Origin of the sequence: Microcystis sp. LE19-84.1B, from assembly GCF_027531875.1 — a bacterium.
Lineage (GTDB): Bacteria > Cyanobacteriota > Cyanobacteriia > Cyanobacteriales > Microcystaceae > Microcystis > Microcystis panniformis.
On sequence record NZ_JAPZSR010000115.1, the window covers coordinates 1 to 2,212 of the forward strand.

Annotated in this window: 3 protein-coding genes and 2 pseudogenes; all 5 read right to left on the reverse strand. The window is 40.9% G+C overall.

Going from position 1 to position 2,212, the window contains the following annotated elements:
* Positions 1-363: 363 nt before the first annotated feature.
* Complete coding sequence (locus O9324_RS06735) at positions 364-648, reverse strand: helix-turn-helix domain-containing protein (protein WP_287630101.1); 285 nt, start codon at positions 646-648, stop codon at positions 364-366.
* A gap of 136 nt (positions 649-784) precedes the next feature.
* Positions 785-1,189, reverse strand: a complete 405-nt coding sequence (locus O9324_RS06740; protein ID WP_288139782.1) for a type II toxin-antitoxin system VapC family toxin — start codon at positions 1,187-1,189, stop codon at positions 785-787.
* Complete coding sequence (locus tag O9324_RS06745; RefSeq protein WP_287702306.1) at positions 1,189-1,470, reverse strand: hypothetical protein; 282 nt, start codon at positions 1,468-1,470, stop codon at positions 1,189-1,191. The genes O9324_RS06740 and O9324_RS06745 overlap by 1 nt, the downstream gene beginning before the upstream one ends.
* A 127-nt stretch (positions 1,471-1,597) precedes the next feature.
* Positions 1,598-1,939: pseudogene (locus tag O9324_RS06750) on the reverse strand (zinc ribbon domain-containing protein); the annotation flags it as partial.
* A pseudogene (locus O9324_RS06755) lies at positions 1,875-2,212 on the reverse strand (zinc ribbon domain-containing protein); the annotation flags it as partial. The pseudogenes O9324_RS06755 and O9324_RS06750, both read right to left, overlap by 65 nt.

Consider the following 2,212-nt stretch of genomic DNA (forward strand, 5'->3'; position numbering starts at 1 on the left):
CCAAGCTTTTCTGGTCGGAACCCCCTAAGCCGAGTTTTCAAGGTGCTGCGCCGTCCACTTGGTTTTCGAGACTGGCCTTTTAATTCTAACGTAAAGCCAACCTAGAACGGCGGGGTTTCAGACCCAAAATTTCCGATGAACGTAGGTTGGGTTGAAGCATGAAACCCAACGCCCGATTATGTTACGCTACCGCTAACCCATCCTACAAATAATTGTGCCTCCCTACTTAATAAGGTGGCTAAGGTGGGGTTGACTTTTAAGGGTTTTTCAATGTTTGAAATCATCGCTTATTTTCCTCTGTTTAATCGCTTTTCTGCTCTAGATAAACTTTTTTCTCAACCTTTAATTTCTCTTTTCCAGTAATTAAGTTTTCATCGGGGGATTCTTTTTGTTCCTCATTGGGATTTTTTGCAGCATTATTAGGGGATTGTCTTGATAGTCAGCGTCTTCTATATCTTCAATAACGGATTTTTCAACATGGATTAGGTCGGCTAGTTGTTGTTGGGTTAATCCAGCTTTTGTACGAGAGTCATAAATCAGTTGTGCGATTTCTGCGTTGATGGATTCTAGGGCGATTTGTTCTTGTATTGTGGGATCGTCTGCGATGATTTGATGAATGATTTTTATGGCATCTGTGGTTTTAGGCATATTTATTTTTAGTTAATTTCTTTTGTTAAAGATGTCCTCAATTTTTTGATAGTTCATTTAGGATCGTTGATTTCTAATAATTTAAAAGTTTGGGTGATGTATTTTGTTACATAAACAAATTTTATATAATGCAATCTTACAATAATTTAGTAAATCCTGCTTGTTCAAAATGACGATCAGAGGTAAAAGCTTGTGTAATAATTTCCTGTTTCATGACAACAAAACTAATACAGTCGGTTAGACTCCATTCCTTGTCAAGACGTTGTTTATAAAGTTGCCAGCCTTTTTGATATAAGCTTTGATCAAGTTGAATGATTTTCAATTTTGGCAATCGATACAAGCTCTCAATAAAGTTGATTGCACTGGAACGAGTCGATAAATTACATAGTCCATCAGCAACTTCTAACAGGACAAATTCGGTTGTAATCAAAGTAGATTGTGCCTGGCGTAATTTTTTGCTGGCTTCTAGGGCGGGATAATGTAAATCATCTCGTTGGTTAACAAGGGCGATCCAAGCCGCTGTATCAATAAATACTTTCATTATGGATAGGATTCTCTTTTGGGAGTTCCATGAATGTAGTGATCATGCTGATGGGCTAAATCTACAATTCCGGTATCTATGGTACATTTTTCGATGAGTTGATCAAATTGATCCCAATCTTCGCTATTCCATGATGATTCATCCCATGATAATTCATCGGTTGATGGAATATTTGGGTTGGGTTCGATAATGGTGATGATGACGGATTTTCCTTCTTGGTCTGCGATCGCTTCGTTGGGGTAAACAAGACCATTTTTAACGGTTCCTTTGATTGATGCCATGGTATTTAGCCTTTGTTTGATTAGATATTGTTTATTTTAACTTATTGTCTTTGATGACGCGGGTAAAGTTGGGACGGTGCGTTTTTTGACATCCTCGCCGCCGTAAACGGACGGTGATTCCCAAACCTCACGATTTAGGTTTCTGCTTCTTTCCCGTTCGGCTGACGCTCACGGCGGAAGCCTTGCGGGGTTCCGCACCTGCCTTAACAGATTTACTCTGTTCTGGTCATCAGGTCGCTCTACAGACTGACACCGCAAGCCCTGCGGCCAAAATGTTTTTACTAGCGTTAATATCTCGGTCATGGTGAGTCCCACAGTCTGGACAATCCCACTCTCGAATATTTAACGGCATTTTTTCAGCAATATACCCGCAATTACTACACCTTTTAGAACTGGGAAACCATCTATCTATTTCGATGTAATTTCTCCCATACCAACGGCATTTGTAGGCTAATTGTCGACCCCCCCAACCCCCCACCCCCCCTGGCCCCCCCCCCCCCCGGGGGGGGGGGGGGGGGCGGGGGGGGGCCCAAAAAGACGAAATTTAATGGATAAAATTGTTGTTTTTTTGAAAAAATATTATTACTAGCGTTAATATCTCGGTCATGGTGAGTCCCACAGTCTGGACAATCCCATTCTCGAACATTTAACGGCATTTTCAAGGGCAATATACCCGCAATTACTACACCTTTTAGAACTGGGAAACCATCTATCTATTTCGATGTAATTTCTTCCGTACCAA

Excerpts from the sequence above, each read along its gene's own strand:
- O9324_RS06740 (WP_288139782.1), bottom strand. The coding sequence starts at position 1,189 with ATGAAAGTATTTATTGATACAGCGGCTTGGATCGCCCTTGTTAACCAA.
- O9324_RS06745 (WP_287702306.1), bottom strand. The coding sequence starts at position 1,470 with ATGGCATCAATCAAAGGAACCGTTAAAAATGGTCTTGTTTACCCCAAC.
- O9324_RS06735 (WP_287630101.1), bottom strand. The coding sequence starts at position 648 with ATGCCTAAAACCACAGATGCCATAAAAATCATTCATCAAATCATCGCA.